The sequence below is a fragment of the Vogesella fluminis genome, assembly GCF_014652335.1.
In the GTDB taxonomy this organism is placed as follows: Bacteria; Pseudomonadota; Gammaproteobacteria; order Burkholderiales; family Chromobacteriaceae; genus Vogesella; species Vogesella fluminis.
The window spans coordinates 12,540-36,496 of record NZ_BMYP01000006.1; the positions used below are offsets into that span (position 1 = coordinate 12,540).

The 23,957-nt window shown below is 65.7% G+C and carries 18 protein-coding genes and 1 riboswitch; of the genes, 11 read left to right on the forward strand and 7 right to left on the reverse strand.

Annotated features, from left to right (window positions below; all coding sequences use genetic code 11):
- Window positions 1-9: 9 nt before the first annotated feature.
- Window positions 10-1,350 carry a purine-cytosine permease family protein gene (locus tag IE083_RS03200; RefSeq protein WP_189352189.1) on the reverse strand — a complete coding sequence of 447 codons (1,341 nt, stop codon included), beginning with the start codon at window positions 1,348-1,350 and terminating at the stop codon, window positions 10-12.
- A gap of 265 nt (window positions 1,351-1,615) precedes the next feature.
- Window positions 1,616-3,262: an acyl-CoA synthetase gene (locus tag IE083_RS03205; protein WP_189352190.1), complete on the reverse strand. Its 1,647-nt coding sequence runs from the start codon at window positions 3,260-3,262 to the stop codon at window positions 1,616-1,618.
- Between the two features lie 210 nt (window positions 3,263-3,472).
- On the opposite strand from IE083_RS03205, the gene IE083_RS03210 reads away from it, so the two are divergent.
- Window positions 3,473-5,500 (forward strand): PAS-domain containing protein, encoded by a 2,028-nt coding sequence (locus IE083_RS03210; protein WP_189352191.1) that lies wholly within the window; start codon window positions 3,473-3,475, stop codon window positions 5,498-5,500.
- Window positions 5,482-6,219, forward strand: coding sequence for a response regulator transcription factor (locus IE083_RS03215; RefSeq protein ID WP_229799576.1), 738 nt, complete (start codon window positions 5,482-5,484; stop codon window positions 6,217-6,219). Before IE083_RS03210 ends, IE083_RS03215 begins: the two co-directional genes overlap by 19 nt.
- 75 nt (window positions 6,220-6,294) lie before the next feature.
- Here the strand turns inward: IE083_RS03215 and IE083_RS03220 are convergent, their stop codons facing one another.
- Complete coding sequence (locus tag IE083_RS03220; RefSeq protein WP_189352192.1) at window positions 6,295-7,332, reverse strand: oxidoreductase; 1,038 nt, start codon at window positions 7,330-7,332, stop codon at window positions 6,295-6,297.
- Between the two features lie 294 nt (window positions 7,333-7,626).
- Window positions 7,627-9,207, reverse strand: a complete 1,581-nt coding sequence (locus IE083_RS03225; protein WP_229799577.1) for a YdgA family protein — start codon at window positions 9,205-9,207, stop codon at window positions 7,627-7,629.
- Between the two features lie 159 nt (window positions 9,208-9,366).
- Between IE083_RS03225 and IE083_RS03230 the strand changes: the two genes are divergently transcribed.
- Together IE083_RS03230 and IE083_RS03235 are read left to right on the forward strand one after the other, a co-directional pair.
- A complete protein-coding gene (locus tag IE083_RS03230; protein WP_189352194.1) occupies window positions 9,367-10,548 on the forward strand; it encodes a DesA family fatty acid desaturase in 1,182 nt (393 codons plus the stop codon).
- Between the two features lie 101 nt (window positions 10,549-10,649).
- Window positions 10,650-10,994, forward strand: coding sequence for a RidA family protein (locus tag IE083_RS03235; RefSeq protein ID WP_189352195.1), 345 nt, complete (start codon window positions 10,650-10,652; stop codon window positions 10,992-10,994).
- Between the two features lie 171 nt (window positions 10,995-11,165).
- Here the strand turns inward: IE083_RS03235 and IE083_RS03240 are convergent, their stop codons facing one another.
- Window positions 11,166-12,959: an ABC transporter ATP-binding protein/permease gene (locus IE083_RS03240; RefSeq protein ID WP_189352196.1), complete on the reverse strand. Its 1,794-nt coding sequence runs from the start codon at window positions 12,957-12,959 to the stop codon at window positions 11,166-11,168.
- A gap of 162 nt (window positions 12,960-13,121) precedes the next feature.
- Here IE083_RS03240 and cysS point away from each other — a divergent pair, with 162 nt between their 5' ends.
- From cysS to IE083_RS03275, 6 genes are all read left to right on the forward strand, one after another.
- The gene (gene cysS / locus IE083_RS03245; RefSeq protein ID WP_189352197.1) at window positions 13,122-14,492 is read left to right on the forward strand and encodes a cysteine--tRNA ligase; all 1,371 of its coding nucleotides are present in this window, start codon (window positions 13,122-13,124) and stop codon (window positions 14,490-14,492) included.
- Window positions 14,493-14,622: 130 nt separating this feature from the next.
- Complete coding sequence (gene rpmE / locus IE083_RS03250) at window positions 14,623-14,838, forward strand: 50S ribosomal protein L31 (RefSeq protein WP_047967044.1); 216 nt, start codon at window positions 14,623-14,625, stop codon at window positions 14,836-14,838.
- A gap of 94 nt (window positions 14,839-14,932) precedes the next feature.
- Window positions 14,933-16,576 (forward strand): ArnT family glycosyltransferase, encoded by a 1,644-nt coding sequence (locus IE083_RS03255; RefSeq protein ID WP_189352198.1) that lies wholly within the window; start codon window positions 14,933-14,935, stop codon window positions 16,574-16,576.
- A gap of 109 nt (window positions 16,577-16,685) precedes the next feature.
- Window positions 16,686-17,033, forward strand: a complete 348-nt coding sequence (locus IE083_RS03260) for a transposase (RefSeq protein WP_189352199.1) — start codon at window positions 16,686-16,688, stop codon at window positions 17,031-17,033.
- Between the two features lie 302 nt (window positions 17,034-17,335).
- A complete protein-coding gene (locus IE083_RS03270; RefSeq protein WP_189352201.1) occupies window positions 17,336-18,484 on the forward strand; it encodes a cytochrome P450 in 1,149 nt (382 codons plus the stop codon).
- Window positions 18,485-18,557: 73 nt separating this feature from the next.
- Window positions 18,558-19,739 carry a trans-sulfuration enzyme family protein gene (locus tag IE083_RS03275; protein ID WP_189352202.1) on the forward strand — a complete coding sequence of 394 codons (1,182 nt, stop codon included), beginning with the start codon at window positions 18,558-18,560 and terminating at the stop codon, window positions 19,737-19,739.
- Between the two features lie 366 nt (window positions 19,740-20,105).
- Here the strand turns inward: IE083_RS03275 and katG are convergent, their stop codons facing one another.
- Complete coding sequence (katG, locus tag IE083_RS03280) at window positions 20,106-22,298, reverse strand: catalase/peroxidase HPI (protein WP_189352203.1); 2,193 nt, start codon at window positions 22,296-22,298, stop codon at window positions 20,106-20,108.
- 33 nt (window positions 22,299-22,331) lie between these two features.
- Entirely contained in the window at window positions 22,332-22,520 is a 189-nt protein-coding gene (locus IE083_RS03285) for a hypothetical protein (RefSeq protein WP_189352204.1), read from the reverse strand.
- A gap of 252 nt (window positions 22,521-22,772) precedes the next feature.
- Window positions 22,773-22,867, forward strand: a riboswitch (TPP riboswitch).
- Between the two features lie 54 nt (window positions 22,868-22,921).
- On the opposite strand from IE083_RS03285, the gene IE083_RS03290 reads away from it, so the two are divergent.
- Window positions 22,922-23,938 (forward strand): thiamine ABC transporter substrate-binding protein, encoded by a 1,017-nt coding sequence (locus IE083_RS03290; RefSeq protein ID WP_189352205.1) that lies wholly within the window; start codon window positions 22,922-22,924, stop codon window positions 23,936-23,938.
- The last annotated feature ends 19 nt before the right edge of the window (window positions 23,939-23,957 follow it).

Below are 23,957 nucleotides of genomic sequence, written 5' to 3' on the forward strand. Positions count from 1 at the left end.
AGCGAAACGTTATGGTGCCCGGTTGAACGCTGTCTCACCGGCAGGGGCACCGCGCTGCAGGTAGCGGTACAGCAGCAATGACACGATGAAGGTCGCCGGAGCGGAGAAGCCGGCCAGCGTGCCGCTGACTTCCATCAGTGCAATGCCGGCACCGGTGGCCACGAACCAGCTGGTAATGCCCTCGCGGCGGATGGCCGGTGTGTTGTCGTCCACGCTGGCGCCCAGCCCCAGCAGGATGTGCGCCAGCGCGATGCCCACCCAGGCCACCACGAAAATGCCCTGGTAGGCCAGCGCCTGCAGGATCACGCTGAACACATTGCCCAGCATCAGCAGGTAGACGATGGCGCCCACCACCACGCCCCAGGCTGCCTTGGGCAGGCGGATGCCGAAGGCGCGGTCGAAGAAGCTCTGCATGTTTACCGTGGCCAGGTAGAAGTTGGCGGTGTTGATGCGCGTCTGGCTGACCCACACGAAAGCCAGGCCGGCAAAGCCCATCAGCTTGAGTAGCGCCAGCACCACCGACACCTCGCTCACGCCGCCGGTGGTGGGGATGCTGCTGGCCAGGAAGATGCCGGCCATGCCGTTGATCAGGAAGGTGAACAGATAGAACGGCAGGCCGAAGTTGAGCCGGGCATGGTAGTCGCTGTCTTCCGGCTTGCCGAAGCGGGCGTAGTCCCAGGTGTACATCATCAGGATCCACACCCCCATGAAGTAGCTGAAGCAGCTCCACCAGCCGTCGGCCGGTGCGCCGCCGGCCGGTGCCAGCTGCAGCCAGGCGTTGCTGTAGCCGAATTCGCTGATGGTGAGGATCACCGCTGCGGCCAACCCCAGCAGGTAGAACGGCAGCAGCACGCCGTTGAGCTTGTCCAGCCAGCGCTGCACCGAGCCGAATACCAGCGGCACGCTGTATACCACCACCAGCAGGTAGGCCTGTTCGATGCTGAGCGAGGGGAAATAGTCCTGGATCGCCACCGCGATCACCGAGCCTTCGAACACCGCGTAGTAGATGGCGGTGGCGAAGAAGATCAGCGTGGCTAGCGCCGAGCCGGACTGGCCGAACAGCGTGCGCGAGAACAGCGCTACCGACAGCCCGCTGTGAATCGCGTAGCGGCTGATCACCGCATTGATCACGCTGTAGCACACTGCCGACAGCGCCAGGCCGATCAGCGTGTTCACCGTGCCGTAGTTCAGCGCCAGGGTGGCGGAAACCACCAGCCAGAACATGGCGCTGCACACCGACCACCACGCCATGCTCAGGCCCAGCCGCCCCATGCGGGCCTCGGCCGGAACCGGCCCGCGGGTAAAGTCCGGGTCGCCGTGCGCCCCGCTTTCATTGATGATGCTTGCCACGATGTCTCTCCCTTATGGTTGTAAGCCTTCTGGCTGTCACCATCGTAGGAAGCGGCAGGGTGGCCAGATAGCACGCCAGCGCAGGATTTATCGCACGGCAGTGCAGGTGTGCCACGGTCATGCTCAATGCCGGCTCTGGCGCGGCGGCCGGCCTTGCCCGGAGGCAGGCCTGCCATCCGGGCCGGAGCCAAAAAAATCCCGGCCGGGGCCGGGTGAAGGGGAAGCGGGGCAAGGTTGGCCGCAGCGTTGCGGCCAAGCTTGTGTCTTACTCGATGGCGGCGATGGCGTTGGTCTGCTGTCGCAGCAGGAATTTCTGGATCTTGCCGGTGGAGGTGCGCGCGATCGGGCCGAAGATGATGCGCTTGGGTACCTTGAAGCGGGCGAGGTGGGCGCGGCAGTGTTCGATCACCGCCGTCTCGTCGCCGCTGACGCCCTCGCGCAGCTCGATGAAGGCGCACGGCACCTCGCCCCATTTCGGGTCCGGCAGCGCCACCACCGCTGCCGCGATCACGTCCGGGAAGCGGCACAGCACGTCTTCCACTTCCAGCGACGAAATGTTTTCGCCGCCGGAGATGATCACGTCCTTGGAGCGGTCCTTGATCTTGACGTAGCCGTCGGGCTGGATCACCGCCAGGTCGCCGCTGTGGAACCAGTCGCCGGCCAGCGCCTCGGCGGTGGCGGCCTCGTTCTTCAGGTAGCCCTTCATCACCAGGTTGCCGCGGAACATGATCTCGCCCATGGTCTCGCCGTCGTGCGGCACTTCCTGCATCGTCTCCGGATCCAGCACCGTCATGCCGTGCTGCATGGTGTAGCGCACGCCCTGGCGGCCGTTGCGCTCGGTGCGGCTGGACAGGTCCAGCTCTTGCCACGCCGGCTGCTTGGCGCAGACTGCGGCCGGGCCGTAGGTTTCGGTGAGGCCGTAGACGTGGGTGATGTTGAAGCCGAGCTTCTCCATGCCCTCGATCACCGCTGACGGCGGCGCAGCGCCGGCCACCAGGCAGTTGACGGTATGCGCTATGCCCTGTTTGCACTCCGCCGGCGCGTTGATCAGCATGGTGTGCACGATGGGTGCGCCGCAGTAGTGGCTGACCTTGTGCTGCTTGATCAGCTCGAAAATCAGGCGCGGGTCGACGCGGCGCAGGCAGACGTTGGTGCCGACGTTGGCCGCAACAGTCCACGGGAAGCACCAGCCGTTGCAGTGGAACATCGGCAGCGTCCACAGGTAGATGGCGTGGTGCGGCATGCCCCAGTCGACGATGTTGCTGATGGCGTTGAGGTAGGCGCCGCGATGGTGGTAGACCACGCCTTTCGGGTTGCCGGTGGTGCCGGAGGTGTAGTTCAGCGCGATGGCGTCCCACTCGTCGGCCGGCAGCTGCCAGGCGAATTCCGGGTCGCCGCCGGCGAGGAAGTCCTCGTATTCCATCTGCCCCAGGCGTTCGCCGGGGCCGTCGTATTCCGCGTCGTCGACATCGATCACCAGCGGCGGCGCCGCCAGCAGCGCCAGCGCCGGCGCGATGGTGAAGCTGAACTCGCGGTCGGTGATCAGCACCCGCGCCTCGCCGTGCTGCAGCATGAAGGCGATCGCCTCCGGGTCCAGCCGGGTGTTGAGGGTGTTCAGCACCGCGCCCGACATCGGCACGCCGAAGTGGCACTCCACCATCGCCGGGATGTTGGGCAGCATCACCGCCACGGTGTCGCCGGCGGTGACGCCGTGGCGTTGCAGCGCCGAGGCCAGGCGCCGGCTGCGGCTGTAGGTGTCGCGCCAGTTGCGCTGCAGGCTGCCGTGGATGACGGCGATGTGCTCCGGGTAGACGCTGGCGGTGCGCTCGATGAAACCCAGCGGCGACAGCGCGGTAAAGTTGGCGGCGGTCTTGCAAAGACCGCTCTGGTAGGGCTTGCTTGCTTGTGACATCCGGCTCTCCTGTGTTGCTGCTTTATATCGTGCCTCCCGGCCCGGGGCAGGAAGGCGTCAACTGTTATCCGGGTGATGGTTACGGCAAAACCTTGCGCAACTTTGTGTCAAATGTAACGAATCGTTGCCACAGGGCATTTTGTGGTGGTGCTGCTCTAAAATGGGGCTTTTACCCGCTATGCCAGTGTTTTCTGGCCAAGGAGCGTCGTGATGATGCAACACCCGTCGCCAGACACCGCACTCGGCGCCACGCTGCTGTCCGGGCTGGAGCTGCTGGAGCAGGGCATCACCGTGTTCGATGCCGGGCTGAGGCTGGTGGCCTGCAACCAGCGCTTTCTGACGCTGCTGGATTTTCCGCCGCAGCTGGCGGCGGTGGGCACGCCGTTCGAGGCCTTTATCCGTTATAACGCCTGCCGCGGCGAGTACGGCCCCGGCGACGCGGAACTGCAGGTGGCGGAGCGGGTGGTGCGCGCGCAGCGCTTCGAGCGCCACGAGTTCGAACGCAGGCGCCCGGATGGCTCGCTGCTGCGCGTGCGCGGCGCGCCCTTGCCGCAGGGTGGTTTCATCACGCTGTATAGCGCACTGGACGCAGGGCAGGCCGCCGCGCGCCATCGGCAGGCACCGGCGCCCGATCCGGCGGGGCATGCCGCCGGGCTGCAACAGGCGCGCCAGCAACTGTATGCCGTGCAGCTGGCCAACGAGCAGCTTGCCGCCGCCTTGCAGCGCAGCGAACAGCGGCTGCGGCTGATCACCGACACCATCCCGGCGCTGATCGCCTATTTCGACCACGGCCAGATCTACCGCTACGCCAACAAGGGCTACGCCGACTGGTTCGGCCGCGACAGTGCGCAGATGAGCGGACGCCACATCTCGCAGGCGCTGGGCAGCAAGTTCTACGCCGCGGTGCAGCGCTACGTCGAGGAGGCTCTGACCGGCAAGCAGCTCAGCTACGAGTACTCGATGGAAAAGGACGACGGCAGCACCATCTTCGCGCGCAGCACGCTGGTGCCGGAGATCGCTGCCGGCGGCGAGGTGCTGGGCTGCTTCGTGTTGTCCTTCGACATCACCGAGCAGAAACAGACCCGGGCGGCGCTGGTGCAGGCGCAGAAGATGGAAGCCATCGGCCAGCTGTCCGGCGGCATGGCACACGACTTCAACAATATGCTGACCGTGGTGCTGGGCAATCTCGGCGAATTGCGCCGCCGCCTGCCGCCGCAGCCGGCGCTGCTGGATTATCTCGACCCGGCGCTGCACGCCGCCGGACGCGGCGTGGAGCTGGTGCGGCGCCTGCTGGGCTTTGCCCGCCAGCAGCCGCTATTGGCGCAGCCGGTGCAGATCGGCGGGCTGATCCGCGGCATGATGCAGCTGTTGCAGCGCTCGCTGCCGGAAAACATCGTGCCGGATTGCCAGCTGGCGGCGGAGCACGACTACGTGATGGCCGACGCCAACCAGCTGGAAAGCGCCATCCTCAACCTGGTGCTGAACGCGCGCGACGCGATGCCGGACGGCGGCAGGCTGCAGATTGCGGCCAACGTCGAGACGCTGGATGCACGCACCGCCGCCGAGTGGCAGCTGGCCGCCGGCGACTATATCCGCATCGACGTGACGGACAATGGCTGCGGCATGACGCCGGAGGTGCAGCTGCGCGTGTTCGAGCCCTTCTTCACCACCAAGCAGTTCGGCAGCGGCAGCGGCCTGGGGCTTGCGATGGTGTACGGCTTTGCGCGCCAGTCCGGCGGCCAGGTCAGCGTCAGCAGCCAGCCGGGGTGCGGCAGCGTATTCAGCCTGCGCCTGCCGCGTACCACGCCGACGGCGCAGCCGCACGGCCGGCTCGATTTCAGCGGCCGGGCCGGCGGCCGCGAGCGGCCGCTGGTGCTGCTGGTGGAGGACGATCCGGAGGTGCGGCGCGTGGTGCAGCGGCAGCTGAGCGCGCTCAGCTATCCGGTGGTGGAGGCGGAAAACGGTGACGAGGCGGCGACGCTGCTGGCCAGCATCGCCGACATCGGCCTGCTGCTGAGCGACATCGTGATGCCGGGCCGGCTCGGCGGCCGCTGTCTGGCGGCGCTGGCGCGGCAGCAGCGGCCGGAGATCCGCATCCTGCTGATGAGTGGCTACGCCGCGCCGGCGGAGGCGGAGGATGACCGCACCCGCGACATTCCGCTGCTGGCCAAACCCTTTACCGAGGCCCAACTGGGCCGGATGCTCGACGAGGTGATGCTGTGTCCCAGAACGAACTGACGGCGGCGGTGCCGCCCGAAAAACTGATCTACGTGGTGGAAGACGACCTGGCGGTGGCGCGGCTAATCAGCGGCGTGCTGGCGGAGTACCAGTTCCGTCACGAGTCGTTCCGCACCGGGCAGGCCTTCCTGCAACGGCTGCGGCAGCAGGCGCCAGACCTGTGCATCGTCGACCTCGGCCTGCCGGACATGGACGGCATGGCGCTGCTGCGGCAGATCCGCGAACGCCATCGCTGCGGCGTGATCATCCTCACCGGCCGCGGCCATGTCGGCGACCGCGTGATGGGGCTGGAAAGCGGCGCCGACGACTACATCATGAAGCCGTTCGAGCCGCGCGAGCTGGTGGCGCGGGTGCGCAGCATCCTGCGCCGCTGCGAGGCGCCGGGTGAGACCGGCGATGCGGCGCGGCAGCGGGTGGCGCATTTTTCCGGCTGGCGTTTCGACGTGGCGCGGCTGTCGCTGTACGCGCCGGACGGCGGCGAGCGCCCGCTCAGCGCCGGCGAGGGGCTGATGCTGCTGCGCTTCCTGGAGCGGCCCAACCGCGTGCTGCCGCGCGAACAGCTGCTGGGACAGCACGACATCTCGCCGTTCGACCGCAGCATCGACGTGCGCATCTCGCGGCTGCGGCGCAAGCTGGAGGACGATTCCTGCAACCCGCGTCTGATCAAGACCGTGTACGGTGCCGGCTACCTGTTCGTCAGCAGCGTGGTGTGGGAATAGCGCGTTCGCGCCAGGGGAAAACGCTTGCGGCCAACCTTGATGCCAAGGTTGGCCGCAGTATTTTGACATTGGCCGTTATACCGGCAGCTCACAGCCGCTGCGGGCGCTGTCCAGCCCCAGCTCGATCAGCTGCATCACCGCGATCGCGTCGTCCGCCGGCACCGGGTTGGCGCCTTCGCCGCGGATCGCCGCCGCCACCGCGGCGTAGTAGTGGCGGTAGTCGCCGCTCAGGGTCGGCACCACGTCGCCGTGTTCCTCGCCATCCTGCTGCCAGTAGTGCAGGCCGTGCAGCGGGTCCTCGCCCCAGCCGGGACCGCCTGGCGCCTCGCCGCGTTTCAGCGCCGCTTCCTGGGTGTCCAGCCCGTATTTCACGTAGCTGCCCAGCGTGCCGTGCACCGCGAAGCGCGGCACGCCGCCGCTGATCAGGCTGCTGGCCGACAGCCGCACCCGCAGCCGGCCGTAGTGCAGCTGCACGTGGAAGTAGTCGGTGGCAACGGCGCCGCAGCGCTGCGCGGCGAAGTCGGCGTGGATGGTGCGCGGCCGGCCGAACAGCTGCAGTGTCTGGTCCAGCAGGTGCGGGCCGAGGTCGAACCACAGCCCGCCGCCGGCGCCGGCGGATTCGCGCCAGCGCGCCTGTACCTGCGGCCGGTAGCGCTCGAAGCGCGACTCGAACAGTACGATGTCGCCCAGCGTGCCATCCTGCAGCAGCTGGCGCACGGTGAGGAAGTCGGCATCCCAGCGCCGGTTGTGGAAGGCCGACAACAGACGTTGGTAAATGCCGGCCAGTACCTGCAGCTCCTGCGCCTCGGCCGTGCTCAGCGTGAACGGCTTGTCCACCACCACGTGCTTGCCGGCGGCCAGCGCCGCGGCGGCCAGCGGGAAGTGGCTGTCGTTGGGGCTGGCGATCACCATCAGGTCGATGTCCGGATCGGCCAGCGCCAGCGCCACGTCGCTGAGTACGCGGCTGTCCGGGTGCTCGTGCAGCAGCTGTTCGCCCTTGCTGCTGACGATGGTGTGCAGGCGCAGATCCGGGCAGGCATGCAGCAGCGGGGCGTGGATGGTACGACCGGCGTAGCCGTAGCCGATCAGGGCGACATTCAGGGGCATGCTCATGGTGGGTCTTCCGGTGGGTCTCTGCTTTCAGCCTAGTCCAAGGGTGGCAGGCGGCTGGATTCATTGCGTGCTCGCTACCGCTTTAATGGCCTGGCATGGCGGGGCAGGGGACAAGAAAAAGGCCCCGTGTCGTGATACGGGGCCGCTGGCCTTAGAACCTGTTCAATGTCTGCTGCGCTTCGGCGATACCGCGTTAAAAGCGCCTTCGGAATGCTCATTTACGACTTGTAAACTCCGCTTCCTCAGGCGCTTTCGCCTTGTCTCGCTCTAGCTCGCGAGACTTTGAACAGGCTCTTACTGGGCGGCCGAGGCGGCCGGCGGCGCCGGATCTTCCTCTTCTTCCCACGGCAAGGCGACGCGGGTGCTGTTGACCAGCAGCGTGCCGTTCTTGAAGTCGATCCTGGTGGCCAGCTGGCCGTTCTGCTGCGTGATCAGCTTCTGGCTTTCCCATTCGCTGAGCTGGGCGTCGAGCAGGCTCTTGGCCAGGTTGTCGATTTCGCCGAGATCCGGCTGCTCTTCGGCGCTGGCGTCGACGGTGAACAGGTTGCGCGCCTGCGCCACCACCAGGTTTTCCAGCGTCTGGCGCGGCAGCTCGATATTGAGCAGCGCGATGAAGCGCTTGATGAATTCCAGCGGCGTCTTCAGCTCGCTTTCCTGCAGCCCCTGCAGCGCGATCTGGCCGTCAAGCTTGGCCTCGCCGGTCGGCATGCGCAGCGAGAAGGTGTTGATCATGATCTTCGGATCGTTGATCAGCAGTGGCAGGCCCTGCTTGGTGATCGCCTCGATGTAGCGCTTGCGCAGCTGCGTCGGGTCCTTCTCCTCGAACGGGATGCGGGTGAAGGCCTGGTCCAGCTTCACCAGCGTCGGGCCGTGCAGGTGGTTGGCGGAGATGTCCAGCTTCAGCGGGCCGTACACGCTGTCGTTGTAGCTGAAGGTGTCGAAATCCAGCTTGCCGCGGGTGTTGATGAATTCTTCCTGCTCGCTGGTGACGATCTGGTACTTCAGGTTTTTCAGCTCGACATTCGACGGCCGGAATTCGCCGCTCGGGTTGATGAACTCGCCGACGCGCACGCGGCTGACCAGGTGGATCAGCTCGTTGAGCTTGATGCTGTACGGAATGCTCTCGTTCCACTTCAGGCTGACATTGGCCACCGACAGCTCGCCGGTGCCGAGCTTGACGCCGGTGTTGCCGGGGCGCACGTCGGACAGGTAGCGGATATTGTCGAAGCTGAAGCGGCCCTTGGGGCCGGCTTCCAGCACGAAGCCGGGCGATACCGACTCCGCTTGGTATTCCTTGTAGCCGGCGGCGTAGTTCAGGTGCAGGTTGAAGCCGCGCCACTTCATTTTTACGCCGGCAAGGGTTTCCTCGTAGTCGAATTGCGGTACCGCCACGCTCAGTTCGCCGCCACCGGCGAGGCCGAGGCGGTTGACGATGGTGATCGGCTCGGCGTCGCCAAAGAAGCGTTGCAGCGTCTTGCGCGTGCCCTCGCTCATGTCGAAGGTGGTCTCGACGCGGGCGCGTCCGGGGCTGAAGTGGCCGCTGAGCAGGCCTGGCAGCGGGCCGTGCGCCACGTCGTGGTGGTAGCGGATGCTGCCCTGGAACAGCGGGCGCACGTTTTCCGGCAGCAGGCCGATGTAGGGGCCGAGCAGTTCCTGGTTGAATTCCAGCTCGGTGCTTTCCTGCGACGAGAACCAGCCGCGCTGGTACTGGTGCGACTTGACCTTGAATACCGACATCGCCGCAATCATCTGGTGTTGCTCCGCCAGTGTTTCCTCGGCTTTGATGCCGGCCCAGTAGGAAAAGGCACCATAGAAGGCAAAAGTGCCGGCGACAGCGGCGGCAGTGAGTTTGATAGCGTGCTTGTTGGCGTTCACGATCCGGCCTGGGTGACGAAATGACTGCATATCTTACAATAGCCGCGCCGGTGTGACGAATCGGCACGCTGGCGATTGTCGATTCTTTTGCGGGCTACGGCGGTCAATTGTGTAAAATAGAGTGTTATTTCTGCTGAAACCAAGAGGCTTGAACTGCGAATGGAATGGCTTAACGGTCTGATCGACCTGCCCTGGTGGGGGTATATCGTGGTGGCATTGGCCCTGACCCACATCACCATCGTGTCGGTAACCATCTTCCTGCATCGGCACCAGGCGCACCGCGCCCTGGACCTGCATCCGATTCCGAGCCACTTCTTCCGTTTCTGGCTGTGGCTGACCACCGGCCAGATTACCAAGGAATGGGCGGCGATCCACCGCAAGCACCACGCGCGCTGCGAAACGGCGGAAGACCCGCACAGCCCGCAAGTGCTGGGCATCAGGAAGGTCATGTGGGAAGGCGCCGAACTGTACCGCGCCGCCTGCAAGGACCGTGGCATCATGGAAAAATTCGGCCACGGCACGCCTGACGACTGGCTGGAGCACAATCTGTACACCAGGCACACCGGCAAGGGCATCCTGCTGATGCTGGCCATCGATGTGGTGCTGTTCGGTGCCGCCGGTCTGTCGATCTGGGCGGTGCAGATGGCGTGGATCCCGTTCTTCGCCGCCGGCGTAATCAACGGCATCGGCCACTTCTGGGGCTATCGCAACTTCGAGAACGAGGATGCCGCCACCAATGTGCTGCCGTGGGGCATCCTGATCGGCGGCGAAGAGCTGCACAACAACCATCACACCTTCGGTGCCTCGGCCAAGCTGTCGTACAAGTGGTTCGAGTTCGACATCGGCTGGATGTATATCCGCATGCTGGAAATCGCCGGCCTGGCCTCGGTGCGCAAGGTGGCGCCGCGGCTGGTGGAGGCGCCGCGCGCCCGGCAGCTGGATCCTGAGCACCTGCAGGCGATCATCGCCAACCGTTATGCGGTGGCGGCGCGCTATGCCCGTGAGCTGAAGGACGTGTACCGCACCGAGGTGGAAAAGCTGCACCTGCCGGAACTGAAGGCGCCGCAGCTGCTGCGCAAGATGAAGGTGTGGCTGAAGCAGGATGCCAAGGACACCCCGGCGCAGGAACGCGAGCAGCTGGCGGTGGTACTGGAAAAGAGCCAGGTGCTGCATACCGTGTACTCGATGCGTCAGGAGCTGTCGCGCCTGTGGGAGCGTTCGTCGCTGACCCGTGACGAACTGCTGAAGGAACTGCAGGACTGGTGCGCCCGCGCCGAGACCAGCGGTATCGAATCGCTGCAGCGTTTCTCGCAGAGTCTGCGTCGTGCCTCGGTGGCCTGAGAACCCTGTTGTCTGACCCAACGCCGGAGCGACCCTCCGGCGTTTTGTTTGGTGCTGCCGCGCAGTACCAGTACCCATCATCCATTTATTCGGGAGTCGCAATGAGTCTGTATCGTCACAAACCGGGCAAGCGCATGTCGGAAGCCGTGGTCGTCAACGGCCTGATCTACACCGTGCAGGTGCCGGAAAGCGGTCAGGGTGATGCCCGCGCGCAGACCGCGGAGACCCTGGGCCTGATCGACACCGTGCTGGCCGAGCTGGACAGCGACAAGAGCAAGATCGTGGAAGCCACCATCTTCCTGACCGACCTCGCCGATTTCGACGCCATGAACGAGGCGTGGGACGCCTGGGTGGCGGAAGGCAATGCGCCGGTGCGCTGCACGGTGCAGGCGAAACTGGCCCATCCGGACTGGAAGATCGAGATCCGCATCGTCGCCAGCCGCTAAGACAGGCACGGCGCCGGCAGTCCGATCGCCGCGCAAAAAGGCCGCCGCACCGATAGGTGCCGGCGGCCTTTTGCATGCTGTCAGCCGGCCTTGTCCGGTCTCCGCGCAGGGGCGCGAGGCCAGAACAAGGCAAGGTTGGCCGCAAGGCGTTGCGGCCAACCTTGGTGCGGCTTATTCGCTCAGCGACTCCAGCTTCCACTCGCCGCCGCTGCGCAGCGTCAGCGCGAACTGGTGGTGGATCAGCAGCGTGCTGCGGTGGCCGACGCTGACCAGCGTGGCGTGTGGCAGGCGGCTGCGCAGCAGGCGGTACAGCGCTTCTTCCAGCCCTTCGTCCATCGCCGAGGTCGCCTCGTCGAGGAAGACCACCTTCGGCGCCGCCAGCAGCAGGCGACCGAAGGCCAGGCGCTGCTGCTCGCCCAGCGACAGGATGCGGCCCCAGTCGGCCTCCTCGTCCAGCTTGTCGACCAGGTGGCCCAGCTGCACCGAGCGCAGCACTTCCGCCGCGTGCTCGTTCTTGGCCGTGGCCGGATGCGGGTAGTGCAGCGCCGCGCGCAGGCTGCCCAGCGGCAGGTAGGGGCGTTGCGACAGGAACAGCACCTCGCTCTGCGGCGGGCGCTGGATATGGCCGTCGCAGTGCGGCCACAGCCCGGCGATGGCGCGCAGCAGCGTGGTCTTGCCGCTGCCGGACGGGCCACGGATCAGCAGCGCCTGGCCGGCGCCGAGGCTGAAGCCGAGCTGCGCCAGCAGCGTCTGGCCGTCGGGAGTGCGGATCGTCAGCTGCCGCACGCTGAGGCCCTCGTTCTGCGGTGTCAGCTCCGGCGTCGGCAGCTGGTCGGCGCTGTGGATGGCGTCGATGAAGCCGGTCAGACGATCCAGCACCGCCTTGAAGCCGGCGAATTCGTCGTAGGCGCTGCGGAAGAAGGACAGGTTGCTTTGCAGCTGGCCGAAGGCCTGCGAGGTCTGCACCATGTCGCCGAGCGTGATCTGCTTGGAGAAGAAGCGCGGCGCCTGCAGGATGAACGGGAAGATCACCCCGGTCTGGCTGACGATCAGGTTGAAGCCGGACAGCTTCAGCGTCCGGTGCACGATGTCCCAGGCGTTGCCGATCACCTGGCGGAAGCGATGGCGCAGGGTGGTACCCTCGACCTTCTCGCCGCGGTAGAAGGCGATGTTCTCGCCGTACTCGCGCAGCCGTACCAGCGCGTAGCGGTAGTCGGCGCCGAATTTCTCGTTGAGGAAGTTGAGCCGGATCAGCGGCTTGCCGATGCGGAACGCGAGCACGGTGGCGACGATCACGTAGATGTAGACCATGAACACCAGCCCGCGCGGGATCTCGACGCCGAACAGCGCGAACATGCCGGACAGCCCCCACAGGATCAGCGTGAACTCGAAGGTGGACACCAGCGCGTCGATCACCCCCATCGCCAGCGACAGCGAGGAGCCGACGAAGCTGCTGATGTCCTGCTGGATACGCTGGTCCGGGTTATCCGCCGGCCTGGCCAGGTGCTGGCTGCGGTAGTAGCCCTGCTTGTCCAGCCACTTACCGAGGAAGTATTCGTTGAGCGACTCCCGCCAGTGAATGGTAAACACCTGGCGCAGGTAATACTCCAGCAGTGAGCGGCCGACGTGCACCGCCGCCAGCACCCCGAAAATCAGCATCGAGGCCCAGAATAGCTTCACGTTCAGCTGTTGCAGCGCGCTGTACATATCGTTGTACCAGCGCGAGAACAGCACGTTGACGCGCACCCCGGCCAGCGTGATCAGCAGGATGGCGCCCAGGCTCAGCAGCGGTCTCCAGCCGCTGAAGCGCGGGGTGAAAAACGGTGCCGCCAGCCGCCAGAACTGGCGTCCCCATACCGTGGTGCGTGCCAGCATGACCCCCAGCAGCAGTGATGCCACCAGCGTGATGGCGGTGGCTTCGCCCAGCCAGATCGCGCTCAACAGCAGTTCCTGACTCCAGTTCATCGGTTCTCCTTATGGTGCGGTAATGCAAATCCCGGTTAGATATGGCCGCCAGCATAGCGTCTTTTGTATGGGCGGGGCAGCGGCAAACTCCGCTGCGGGGGGATTGACAGCTTTGCTACAATGGCGGTTCACCGATAACCAACTGCACAGGCTCATCCAGTCATGCTTAGTCTTTACAACACACTGACCCGCCAGAAAGAAGCATTCCACCCGATCGAACCCGGCAAGGTAAAGATGTACGTGTGTGGCATGACCGTTTACGACCTGTGCCACATCGGCCACGCGCGGATGCTGACCGCGTTCGACGTGATTTACCGCTGGTTCGCCGCTTCCGGTTATGACGTCACCTATGTGCGCAACATCACCGACATCGACGACAAGATCATCAAGCGCGCCGCCGAGCGCGGCATCAGCGCCGAGGCGCTGGTGGAAGAAACCATTGCCGACATGCACGCCGATACCGGGGCGCTGGGCCTGTTGCGGCCAACCTTCGAGCCGCGCGCCACCGCCCACATCGGCGGCATGCAGGACATCATCAGCAAGCTGATCTCCCGCGGCAAGGCCTACCCGGCGGCCAACGGCGACGTGTACTACGCGGTGCGCGAGTTCGACGGCTACGGCAAGCTGTCCGGCAAGACGCTGGCCAGCCTGCGTGCCGGCGAGCGCATCGAGGTCGATCCCAACAAGCGCGACGCGCACGACTTCGTGCTGTGGAAAGCCGCCAAGCCGGGCGAGCCGCAGTGGCAAAGCCCGTGGGGCGCCGGCCGTCCGGGCTGGCACATCGAGTGCTCGGCGATGAGCTGCCACCACCTGGGCGAGCATTTCGACATCCACGGCGGCGGCGAGGACCTGCAGTTCCCGCACCACGAGAACGAAATCGCGCAGAGCGAAGGCGCGCACGGCCACCAGTACGTGAACTACTGGCTGCACAACGGCTTTATCAACGTTGACGGCGAAAAGATGTCCAAGAGCCTGGGCAACTTCTTCACCATCCGCGACGTGCTGGGCCATTTCGACGGCGAGGTGATCCGCTTCTTCATCGTGCGCAGCCACTACCGCAGCCCGGTCAACTTTACCGACGGCATCCTGAATGACGCCAAGCAGGGCCTGACCCGGCTGTACACCGCGCTGCGTGGCCTGGAGCTGCCGGCCTCCGCCGGCATCGACTGGAACAACCCTTACGCGGCGCGTTTCAAGGCGGCGATGGACGACGACTTCGGCACCTCCGAGGCGATCTCCGTGCTGTTCGAGCTGGCCGGCGAAGTCAACAAGAGCCGCGACGTGCAGCAGGCGCGCCTGCTGAAAGACCTGGCCGGCGTACTGGGCCTGTTGCAGCGCGATCCTGAAGCCTTCCTGCAGGGCGAGGCGGGCGACGGCCTGTCGGCAGCGCAGATCGAGGCGCTGATCCAGGCACGCAAGGATGCACGTGCCGCCAAGAACTGGGCCGAGTCCGATCGCATCCGCGACGAGCTGACCGCCGCCGGCATCGTACTGGAAGACAGCGCCGGCACCACCAGCTGGCGCCGAGCCTGATTGTCTCGGAACGGGGAAAGGTTGGCCGCAGCCAGCTTTCCCTTGCCAAACCATGACCAGATGCGGATAATGACGCGTTTTAGATGAAGCGCAGGCAAAACCCCTGCGCCCGATTGAAAAGGAAAAAACCATGCAAGCTGACATCCAGCCGAACTACAAAGAAGTTAACGTGACTTGCTCTTGCGGCAACACCTTTGCCACCAAGTCCACCATGGCCAAAGACGCCTTCCACATCGAAGTGTGCTCCGAGTGCCACCCGTTCTACACTGGCAAGCAGAAGATCGTTGACACCGCCGGCCGTGTTGACCGCTTCAACCAGAAGTTCGGCAGCTTCTTCAAGCGCTGATCACGCTTGCAGCAGTCCGGAAAAAGGCAGCCACGGCTGCCTTTTTTGTTGTTCCGGTTTATCCTGAGGCCCATTGTCCGAGTACGGCTGTCCCATGCTGACCTATAGCGACTCCTCCCCGTCCCGCCTGCCTGCCGCCACCGAAAAGCCGTGGCTGTTGTTATTGCTGACCTTTGCCTGGCTGTGGCCGGGCATCCTGGGGCACACGCCGTGGAAGCCGGACGAGCCCTACGTCACCGCCGTGGTGCAGCACATGCTGGCCGGCGGGCCGTGGTGGCTGCCGGCGATCGACGGCCAGGCGTATCTCGACAGCGCGCCGCTGTACTACTGGGTGGCTACACTGTTCGCGCGGCTGCTGTCGCCGTGGCTGCTGTCGCTGCACGACGCCGCGCGGCTGGCGACGCCGCTGTTCATGGCCATCGGCCTCGCCTTTGCCGGCGGCGTTGGTCGCGAGCTGATCGGGGGGCGGCATGGCCGCAGCGTGGTGCTGATCCTGATCGGCTGCCTGGGGCTGATCGTCACCGGCCACGAGATGAACCCGGTGGTGGCCGGCTTTGCCGGTTATGCCGCGGCGCTGTACGCACTGGTGCTGACACGGCGGGCGCCGGCGCTCTCCGGCGCCATCCTCGGCGCGGCGACGGTGGTGCTGTTTCTGGCTACCAGCCTGTTGCCGGTGCTGCTGGTGTGGAGCGTGGCGCTGATGCTGCCGGCCTTCGCCAGCTGGCGCAACAAGGGTTACGCCATCACGCTCATGATGGCGCTGCTGTTCGCCTTGCCGCTGGCGGCACTGTGGCCGCTGGCGCTGTATCGTGGCGCGCCCGAGGTGTTTTACGCGTGGTGGCAGTTCCACGCGCTGGGGCCGCTGGACGGCTTCGGCGGCCTGGGCCTGTTCCACGAGTTCGGCTACTACCCGAAGCTGGTGCTGTGGTACGGCTGGCCAGCGTGGCCGCTGGCGGCATGGACGCTGTGGAAAAACCGCCGCTACGAGTTGCCGCTGCTGCAGCTGCCGCTGCTGTTCTTCGCGGTGATCCTGCTGCTGCTGACCTTCTCCAATCGCAGCCATACCGAGGACGCGATGCCGCTGCTGCTGCCGCTGGCGGTGTTGGCGGCGGTGGAGCTGGACAGCCTGCGCCGTGGCGCTGCTGCCTTCCTCAACTGGTTCGGCCTGATGGCGTTCGGCCTGTTCTCGCTGCTGGTGTGGCTGGGCTGGGCGGCGATGAACTTCGGCTGGCCGGCCAAGCTGGCGCAGCGCGCCAGCTATTTCAGCCCCTACTATGAGCCGCAGGTATCGTGGCTGGCGCTGCTGCTGGCGCTGGTCGCCACCGCGCTGTGGGGCTGGGCGGTGACGCGGCGCCATCTGCGCGGCCGCCAGGCAGTGACCAACTGGGCCGCCGGCCTGGCGCTGCTGTGGGGGTTGCTGATGACGCTGTGGCTGCCGTTCCTCGATGCCGCCAAGAGTTACCAGCCGGTGGTGCAGAGCATGATGCGGGCGATGCCGGCCGGCGAGCACTGCGTGTCGGTATCGGCCAGCCAGCAGCTGGCGCGCATCAGCTGGGCGTATTACGCCGGCCTGCGCCTGCAGCCGGTGGCCGACGGTGCCGCACCGGCCTGCAAGCTGTTGCTGGTGGTGCGCGACCGCCGCGCCGAGGCACCGCTGCCGGGCTGGCAGGAGCGCTGGCGCGGCAACCGCGCCCGCGACAAGCGTGAACTGTTCGTGCTGTGGCAGAAGCCGGATTGACCCACGGCAGCGTAGCCGCCGAACAGTGGCGGTACGACCTCCGGCCTGCGTCACGACAAGGCAAGTGATGAACTCACCCCGAGCCCACCGCCGCCAGAGAAAAAAGTCGATGCCCAGCTACGGTATCGTTGACTCGCAAAGCGTCAAGACCGTGGTAGCCGGTGAGGGAATCGGCATCGATGGCGGGAAGAAGGTCAACGGGTGGAAACGCCACATCGTCATCGATACACTGGGCAATTTGCTCCATGTAATGGTGCATGCGGCCAATGTCCACGACACCAAGGCCGCACCGGAACTGCTGGCATGTACGACTGCCAAGAGGTGGACGATAAAGGCTTTTTCAGCGGATGCCGGCTATCGAGGCACGACCGTCCAGTTTGTCCGGCAAGTGCTGAAACGGCAGTGCCATATCTCCACATGGATCATGGATTTGCGGTTCTGCCCAAACGCTGGGTAGTCGAATGTGCTTTTGCCTGGCTGGGGGGCTTTCGCCGGTTGGCCAACGATGTCGAAATCTTGACGGCGACTGCGGAGAGTTTCATCCGCGTCGCCATGCTCAAGATAACGCTTGCCAAACTGCGATAGCCGACTGGACTGGATCCGCTTCAGGTAGACTGTAGCCTTGGTGCTGGTCCGGTTCCCGTCCAGGACTTACCTGGTAAAGCGACCGCCAACGAAAGGAGTGGTTGCGCAGGTGCCGCTTGATCAATGACTCCGGTATCGACCTCGGTCTGTCGGGGGCACAGGAAGGATATGAGAATGACCGATCACATGCCTGACGACCTGTCTGCCGCCGGCAGGGACATGAGGGCCTACACCGATGAGCTCCGTCCCCGCCACGGCGTGGTGCGCAACGTCGATGGCGAGTGGGTGCTGCTGAGGCATGAACTGGTCGTGCAGGCGGCGCTGAACGATGAGCTGTTTTCCAGCGCGGTGTCGAGCCATCTCCATATCCCGAACGGCCTTGACTCGGTCGAGCACACGGCATACCGGGAGGCCTTGGATCGCTTCCTCACCCCGGAGGCACTCGCTCCCTTCCACGACAAATTCCGTCGGGTGGCGGCCGATCTGGTCACATCGCTGCCCAAGGGTGTTGCCGTCGACGCGGTGTCCCAAATGGGCGTCCGGTTTGCCGTCCGGGCGCAAAGCGCGTGGCTGGGCTGGCCGGCCGATCTCGAAGATCGCCTCGTGGACTGGGTTGCCGAGAATCATGCTGCCACGCGCTCGGGCGACAAGTCCTGGACACGGCAGGTGGCGGAGTCATTCGACGACCTGATCCGGTCCGTGCTCGAGCCGCGCCGTGCGGCGCGCGATGGCGACTGCGACGATGTCACCGCCCGGCTCATGCGGACCGAAGTGAACGGCCGTCCCCTGAGCGATGCGGAGATCGTGTCGGTTCTGCGGAACTGGACGGGCGGCGACCTGGGTTCCATCGCACAGTGCGTCGGCGTGCTGGTCCACTATCTGGCGACGCACCCCGCCGTGCAGGAGCACCTGCGCTCCGGTGTACCCGACGCCGAAATCGATGCCATCATCGATGAAATCCTGCGGATCGACGACCCGTTCCTGTCCAACCGCCGCGTGACGACGTGTCCGGTCACGCTCGGGGGCGTGCAACTGCCGCAAGGCGCACGCGTGAAGCTGAGCTGGACGTCCGCAAACCGGGACGAGGCGGCCTTCGGTGATCCGGACGCCTTGGACCCCGAGCGCAACGGCGACCGAAACCTGGTGTACGGCATCGGAAAGCACGCCTGCCCCGGGCGCTGGCTGGCAACACTGGAAATGCGCATCGCGTTACAGGAACTTCTCGCTACGACATCGTCGATTGCACTTGAGCCGCGGCACCCGGCCGAACGTGCTGTCTCTCCGGTCGGAGGGTGGGCCAAGGTGGCGGTCGTGCTGATGTAGGTCGTTTGCCTTGCCGTATCGGTTGGCTGCCGTCAACAATCCGGAGATTCTTCCCCGTTGGAGTGCCCCTGCAATGACTCATCTGCGTACTCGTGCCGTTCATGCCGGCCAGAAACCTGACCCGGTAAGCGGTGCGATTGCCACACCAATCAACCAGACCTCCGCCTTTGCGTACGGCACGCTCGACAACGGTGCCGCAATCTTTGCCGGCGAGGCGGACGGCTATCGCTACAGCCGCTTCGCCAATCCGACGGTCAAATCGCTTGAAGACAAGGTCGCGGACCTGGAAGGTGCGGAGGCGGCGGTCGCCTTCAGCAGCGGCACGGCCGCGGTATCGTCGACCGTGCTTGCGCTGCTCGCTCCCGGCGACGAGATCGTGTTCCTCGGGCCGCTATACGGCGGGACGGAAAGCCTGCTCAACGCGTTCGGCACCCGCTTCGGCATCCGTGTCGTCGATGCTGCGGAGCGCGGGCTAGAAGCAAGCCTTTCCCCGGCCACGCGCCTGATCTGGGTCGAGACGCTGACGAACCCCACGCTCCACCTGCATGATCTGGCGACAGTGGCCGCACTCGCACGGTCCCGCGGCATCACGACCGTCGCCGACAACACCTTCTGCTCGCCCTGTCTGACCCGTCCGCTCGAACATGGTATCGATCTCGTGATGCATTCGATGACGAAATACCTCGGCGGCCACGGCGACAGCACCGGCGGCGTCCTGGCCGGGGCAAAACGCCTGATCGCACCGGTACGGGCGACCGGCCTCGGGCACGTCGGCGGCAATCTGGCACCGCACGAGGCTTTCCTGCTCCTGCGCGGCATGAAGACCCTGCCCCTGCGCATGGCAGCGCACTGCGAAGGCGCAGCCGAGGTCGCCGCCTTCCTGGCCACGCACCCTGCGGTCGTCGCAACGCACTATCCCGGGCTGCCAAGCCATCCTCAGTACACGCTGGCCCGCCGGCAGATGGAGGGTGGATACGGCGGCATCGTTTCCTTTGAGCTGGCACAGGGGACTCGCCGCGCGGCGGCCGCCCTGCTGGATAACCTGAAGCTTTTCACACAGGCCGTGTCGCTGGGCGATGTGGACAGCCTTGCCTGCCATCCCGCCAGTACCACGCACAGTTTCATCTCGCCCGAAGCAAGGGCGCGAAGCGGAATCGGCGAGGGGCTGATCCGGCTCAGTGTGGGGATCGAACACCCGCAGGATCTGATTGCCGACCTGCGCGAGGCCCTCGCTGCAAGTGTTGCGGCGGCTTGACGGAGCCGCGCGGAGCTACTCCTGGGCGCTCGGGTCTGCGGCCCACTCAGCCGCCCGGCAGGCATGCCATTGTTTTCGATGTCTCGAAATCTTTCTCCGGCCGGGCCTGGGCCCGTCTGGGCTATTTCCGCAATGAGTTCGTGACGCGGCAGCAGTGGCTGGTCGTGCCCGGTAGTGGAGTCGTGCCCGGCAGTGGAGTCGTGGGCGGGTTGGCGGGCATGCCCGGGTTTCTGCGGGCCGGCAAGTCTCGGTCCCGCCGTGCCCGGCATGCTTGCGGCCAACCTTTGTGTGCCGGCCAGGGCCAGCCGGCGCCGCGGTGAAAAACGGATGGTTCCGTCACCGGAAGCAGCCGGTTGCCCTTNCCGCTTATGCCAGATCGAAACGGTCCAGGTTCATCACCTTGCTCCACGCCGCCACAAAGTCGTTGACGAACTTCGGCTGCGCGTCGCTGCAGGCGTACACCTCCGCCAGTGCCCGCAGCTGCGAGTTGGAACCGAACACCAGGTCCACGGTGGTGGCGGTCCATTTCAGCGCGCCGCTGGCGCGGTCATGGCCTTCCAGTACGCCGTCGGTGGCGGATTTCTGCCATTTGGTGGCCATGTCGAGCAGGTTGACGAAGAAGTCGTTGCTCAGGGTTCCGGGGCGCTGGGTGAATACGCCGTGCTGCGCCTGGCCGGCGTTGGCGCCCAGTACGCGCAGGCCACCGATCAGGACTGTCATTTCCGGTGCGCTCAGCGTCAGCAGCTGCGCCTTGTCGATCAGCAGCTCGGCCGCCGCGCTTTCCAGCCCCGGCTGCACGTAGTTGCGGAAGCCGTCCGCGCGTGGCTCCAGCACCGCGAACGAGGCCACGTCGGTCTGCTCCTGCGTGGCGTCGGTGCGTCCCGGTGCAAACGGCACGGTCACCTGCTGGCCGGCTTGCTTGGCCGCGGCTTCGATGGCGGCACCACCTGCGAGCACGATCAGGTCGGCCAGCGAAATCTGCTTGCCGCCGGCGGCGCTGGCGTTGAAATCCTGCTGGATTGCGGCCAACGTTTGCAGCACCTGCGCCAGTTGCGCCGGCTGGTTGACGGCCCAGTCCTTCTGCGGGGCCAGGCGGATGCGGGCGCCGTTGGCGCCGCCGCGCTTGTCGCTGCCGCGGAAGGTGGCGGCGGAGGCCCAGGCGGTGCCGACCAGTTGCGCTGTGCTCAGGCCGGAGGCGAGCACCTTGGCCTTCAGTGCGACGATGTCCTGCGCGTCGACCAGCGGGTGGTCCACGGCGGGCACCGGGTCCTGCCAGATCAGTTCTTCTGCCGGCACCAGCTTGCCGAGGTAGCGGGCGCGCGGGCCCATGTCGCGGTGGGTGAGCTTGAACCAGGCGCGGGCGAAGGCGTCGGCAAACGCCTGCGGGTCCCGGTGGAATCGGCGGGCGATCGGTTCGTAGATCGGGTCGAAGCGCAGCGACAGGTCGGCGGTGGTCATCATCGGCGGGTGCTTCTTGCTCGGGTCGTGCGCGTCCGGAATCATGTCTTCCGGCTTCACGTCCTTGGCCACCCACTGGAACGCGCCGGCCGGGCTCTTGGTCAGCTCCCACTCGTAGCCGAACAGGGTGTCGAGGTAGCCGTGGTCCCAGGTGGTGGGGTGGGGTTTCCACGCGCCCTCGATGCCGCTGGTGATGGCGTGCTCGCCCTTGCCGCTGCCGAACTGGTTGACCCAGCCCAGGCCCATTTCCTCGATCGGCGCGCCTTCCGGTGCCGGGCCGACCAGGGCCGGGTCGCCGGCGCCGTGCGCCTTGCCGAAGGTGTGGCCGCCGGCGATCAGCGCCACGGTTTCCTCGTCGTTCATCGCCATGCGGGCGAAGGTCTCGCGCACGTCACGGCCGGAGGCGACCGGGTCCGGGTTACCGTTGGGTCCTTCCGGGTTCACGTAGATCAGGCCCATCTGCACCGCAGCCAGCGGGTTTTCCAGCTCGCGGTCGCCGCTGTAGCGCTTGTCGCCCAGCCAGGTGCTCTCCGGTCCCCAGTAGATGTCTTCTTCCGGCGCCCAGATGTCCTCGCGGCCGCCGCCGAAGCCGAAGGTCTTGAAGCCCATCGATTCCAGCGCCACGTTGCCGGCGAGGATGAACAGGTCGGCCCACGACAGCTTGCGGCCGTATTTCTGCTTGACCGGCCACAGCAGGCGGCGCGCCTTGTCGAGGTTGCCGTTGTCCGGCCAGCTGTTGAGCGGGGCGAAGCGCTGGTTGCCGGTGCCGGCGCCGCCGCGGCCGTCGGCGATGCGGTAGGTGCCGGCGGCGTGCCACGCCATGCGGATCATCAGGCCGCCGTAGTGGCCCCAGTCCGCCGGCCACCAGTCTTGCGAATCGGTCATCAGCGCGTGCAGGTCACGGATCACGACGTCCAGATCCAGGGTCTTGAATTCGGCGGCGTAGTCGAAGTCCGCGCCCATCGGGTCGGACTCGGCGCCGTGCTGGTGCAGGATGCCGAGCTTGAGCTGGTTCGGCCACCAGTCCGCGTTGGAGGGGCCGCCGGCTACGGTGTGCGGGGCGGCGCTGCCCGAGAACGGGCACTTGGCTTCTGTCGACATGGTTTTCTCCTGTTGCTTTTGATGGCCGGCGGATCACGCCAGGTGGCGTGTCCGTTGCGGCTTGTCCGGATTAATTTGAGTGTTCGGGATGAGCGGTGTGGCCGGCGGCGGCCCGGTACGGGCCATGCCGCGCGCTGCGGCCAACGTTGCGGTTTGCTGCATCCACACCAGATTGGCCCACATCTCGTCGAGGGTGATGCGCTGGCGGAAGAAACGTTTCATGGTGTGGCTCCTTGCAGATCGGTGGATGAGCGGATTATGGATGCCGGCTGTTGATTTGTTAAATTGATTGTTGTTTTTGACTTGTTAGAATTTTGCTATCGATTGTGGCGGCCATGCCACAGTGGCTGCCGTGTCGGTGCCATGGCAAGGGTGATTTTTGTTATAGCGGCAAAGCAGCCGCTTGGCAGTACCGACCGTGGGCGGTGATTTTTTTTGCGCTGCCCGTGCCGCGCAACGCGCTATACTCGCCGCTTCGACCACCGGGGGTGTCTGCCGAGGCAGACTGAGAGAGACCCCAGAACCTGATCTGGGTCATGCCAGCGGAGGGAGCGTGATGCGCGGCCAGTCCGCGTCCCGCTTCTTCTTTTGGTGCGCGCCACTACCAAAAGAGGATGTCTGCAATGTTCAAGAAGTCCGTACTGCTGCTGGCGCTGGCCGGCGTGTCCCTGACCACCCTGGCCGCCGAACTGCGGGTGATGACGCACAGCTCGTTCAGCCTGCCGAAAGAGCGCATCGCCGAGTTCGAGAAGCAGAGCGGCGCCAAGCTGGCCATCATCAAGGGCGGCGATGCCGGCGAGATGCTCAACAAGCTGATCCTGACCCGCGCCAATCCGGTGGCCGACGTGGTGTACGGCATCGACAACACCCTGATCGGCAAGGCCAACGCCGCCGGCGTGCTGGAGCCAACCAGCAGCAAGGTTGGCCGCAACGTGGCGGTGGCCAGCCTGCCGGGCGCGGTGGCCATCGACTACGGCTACGTCACCCTCAACATCGACAAGGCCTGGTTCGCGGGCAGCAAGCTGCCGCTGCCGGCGACGCTGGACGACCTGACCCGCCCCGCCTACAAGGACCTGCTGGTAGTGGAAAACCCGGCTACCTCCAGCCCCGGTCTCGCCTTCCTGCTGGCGACCATCGCCGGCAAGGGCGAGGAGGGCGCCTTCCAGTGGTGGGGCAAGCTGCGCGACAACGGCCTGAAAGTGGCCAAGGGCTGGAGCGAGGCCTACTACACCGACTTCACCCGCAACGGCGGCGCGCGGCCTATCGTGGTCAGCTACGCCACCAGCCCGGCGGCGGAAGTGTTCTACAGCAAGGAAAAACTGGCCGAATCGCCGACCGCCAACCTGTTGCTGAAAGGCGGCGTGTTCATGCAGGTGGAGGGCGTGGCCCGGGTCAAGGGCGGGCTGCAGCCTGCGCTCGCGCAGCAGTTCGTCGACTTCCTGCGCGGCGAGGCGGTACAGAAGGAGCTGCAGACCAGCATGTGGATGTATCCGGCGGTGGCCGGCGTGGCCTTGGCGCCGGTGTTCAAGCACGCCGCGCAGCCGGCCAGCTTCAGCAACCCGGACCTGAAGGCGATGCAGCACAAGACCGCCGCCTGGGTCAGCCGCTGGACGCGACTGGTGATCAAGAACGCACCGTGATACGGCGGGCTGCCGGCGC